This window comes from Cereibacter changlensis JA139 (assembly GCF_003034985.1).
Classification (GTDB): Bacteria; Pseudomonadota; Alphaproteobacteria; order Rhodobacterales; family Rhodobacteraceae; genus Cereibacter; species Cereibacter changlensis.
In genome coordinates this window covers 1-2650 of the sequence record NZ_PZKG01000264.1, presented here as the reverse complement: position 1 = coordinate 2650, position 2650 = coordinate 1, and the positions used below count along the sequence as shown (strand labels likewise).

The window sequence follows — 2650 nt, the reverse complement described above, 5'->3', positions numbered from 1 at the left end:
GAAGACCCGGTGCTTCGGGTTGCGTTGGCTGTTGGGCTGGCCATCAGCGCGATGGGATTGGCCCGCGCCATGCATCCCCCTGGCGGCGCCATGGCGATGACGGCTGCCCTGAGCCCGATAGAGGTCAGGGAACTGGGTTTCAGCTTCGTCCTCGCGCCTGTCGCGGTCGGAACCGCAGTGCTCGTAGTGATCGCCTTTTTCTATGCCCGGGCCACAGGCCGTCATTATCCGCTTCGTCAGTTTGAAGAGCCCAACGCAGTTGGAACAGGGGACGCTGCGCCTGCTGAGCGCCTCGGGTTGAACGAGGCAGAGCTCACGGACATCCTTCAGCGCTACAAGCAATCGCTGAACCTGGGCGCAGAAGATCTGGCCCGTCTGATCGGCGCCGCCGAGCTTCAGGCCGCCAGCCATCGCACCGGACCGCTGACTGCGGACGACATCATGTCCCGCGATCTGATCACGGTCGGTCCGGAGACGCCTTTGACTTCTGTCGCCGAGCTGTTCCGGCGCCACGGTTTCACGTCACTTCCGGTGGTCCAAAGCGGCGACAGATATCTGGGCGTGATCTTTCAGATACATCTTATTCGTCGGGGGCGAGATGACGCAGCCCGGCTGAACAGGGGCTTTGGAGCGGCAATGGCTCGTCTTCTGGATCCAGGGCGCGCAGCCCCGGTCCGAGCCGCCGACATCATGATCGCGACTACCCCCCGCGCCATGCAGAGTACCCCTGTTGGAGTTCTGCTTTCCATGTTGTCTGAGGGGGACGGCGATGCTGTTCCCGTTTTAGCGAAAGATAAGATTGTCGGCATTGTCACCCGGACGGACTTGATCGCAGCGCTGGCACGGCTGAGCCTGAGGAGCCCAGAGCCGCAGGCCGAGAGCTAAACGGGAAGCCTTGCGTCAGAGCCAAGGTGAACGCGGTGCGCTCCACCCGTAGATCACACTGATGACGCGCACGGAGAAGGCTGCAGAAATGCCGACCAGAGTCACGAGCCAGTCGGCCAAGACAAGATACTCGCCTACGACTACAACTGTTGCGCCGACGAAGGCAGCCAGAGCATAGATCTCCTCCCGCAGCACTCTGGGAACCTCCGTGACAAGCAGATCGCGGACCAGACCACCGCCCACCGCGGTCAGCACTCCGAGCAGCACGCTGACAACTGGGTCCAAGCCATATTCCAAGCCCTTTCGACATCCTGTGACCGCGAAGAGCCCCAAGCCGAGCGCATCGAACACCATCACCGGCTTGCCCAGCCGGGATATCAAGGGTTTGAAGAAAAAGGCCACGAGGGCTGCTGCGACGGCAACCAGCAGATACCGCTCATCCGCCAGGGCAATAACCGGCGTTGCACCAAGCAGCATGTCGCGAAGCATCCCACCGGCAAGTGCTGCGGCGACCGCAAGCACGATGACGCCGAAGACATCCAACCGGTGGCGGATAGCGACCGTGCCGCCGCTGAGGCCGAAGACAAATGTGCCGAGCAGATCCACACCGGTGATGTAAAGCGAAAGATCCATCTGGCCTCGAAGCTCCCAGCAGCCGCAATCACCCATGCATGTTGTCAGCCAGCCCGATCACATGCGGGTGACGGAATGTCCATAGATCGTCCGAAGACATGCCGTCTTAGCGTCCATCGTCGGCCATTCGCAGCCAAACTATGCTGCTTTCGCAAGTGGACGTGAGAAGGTCACGGCGATGCCCAGCATGATGAAGTCCTACGGGACAACTCGTCGCACCAGTAAATCATTGCCAGAGGATGCATCTTTGTTGACGCTGCCGCCAGCCTCTTCCAATCGTTTATGGCACTGGACGAGGTCAGGCCGCGCGTGGGAGTGCGCGCGGCCGTCTCTGCGAAAAGTGGGCGTCATCATTGCATCGACTACGTGCTGTCGCTCCATTCGTCCTTGGGTCGAGGCAGTGTTATTGTGCAGTGTAGGCCGTCGGGGCCGAAGTCGAAGGAGGTGTTTCCCTCCATTGACGCCACGACGCTTCTGATAAGGGATATCCCGTAGCCGGTGTCAGCGGGTGCTGAAACAGATTGGCCGCAGCTCTCGCTCCAGCGCAATGCCAACTCGGCGGTATCTTCGGCAACAGACCAATCAATTCGAAGCATGCCATCAGGCGCAGACAGAGCGCCATACCTACGGGCGTTGCTCGCCAGTTCGTGCAGCACCAGCGCCAGCTTACCGGCTGTCCGGGCATCAAGGTGGATGTTCGGGCCGGAAATGATGGCGTTGCCACTCCTCACGGCGCCTTCATTCACCTCTTCGCTGATCACGCACGCCAAGTCTGTCCCCCGTAGATTTCCTTGGAGCAGCAAGTCATGGGACCTGACCAAAGCTCTGATCCGGCCCAGGAAGCTCTCCGAAAAGCGATCGGTGTCGGCGACAGCGCGCCTTTTGGTCAGTCATGCGAATGACATAACTGTCGCCAGCGTGTTCTTAACCCGATGGTCCAACTCGTCGATCAGGCGGCGCTGCAGATCGAAGGCCTGCTTCCGCTCAGTGATGTCCCGTGCGACCTTGGAAGCCCCGATAATGTTGCCGACGCGATCACGAAGTGGCGACACCGTGACCGACAGGGGCACCTTCCTTCCATCCTTGGTCAGCCGTTCCGTCTCAAAATGCTCCACCCGCTCGCCACGCCGAA

The 2650-nt window shown here is 60.7% G+C and carries 4 protein-coding genes; 1 reads left to right on the top strand and 3 read right to left on the bottom strand.

What is annotated here, in order from left to right; translation table 11 throughout:
• On the top strand, window positions 1–885 hold an 885-nt coding region (locus C5F48_RS22975; protein ID WP_107666024.1), incomplete at its 5' end, for an HPP family protein.
• A gap of 15 nt (window positions 886–900) precedes the next feature.
• Here C5F48_RS22975 and C5F48_RS22970 read toward each other — a convergent pair.
• The 3 genes from C5F48_RS22970 to C5F48_RS22960 form a co-directional block, all read right to left on the bottom strand.
• Entirely contained in the window at window positions 901–1518 is a 618-nt protein-coding gene (locus C5F48_RS22970; protein ID WP_107666023.1) for a trimeric intracellular cation channel family protein, read from the bottom strand.
• Window positions 1519–1880: 362 nt separating this feature from the next.
• A complete protein-coding gene (locus C5F48_RS22965) occupies window positions 1881–2408 on the bottom strand; it encodes a sensor histidine kinase (protein WP_107666022.1) in 528 nt (175 codons plus the stop codon).
• A partial coding sequence (locus tag C5F48_RS22960; RefSeq protein ID WP_146170730.1) for a PAS domain S-box protein occupies window positions 2409–2650 on the bottom strand: 242 nt, incomplete at its 5' end. It lies immediately after the preceding gene.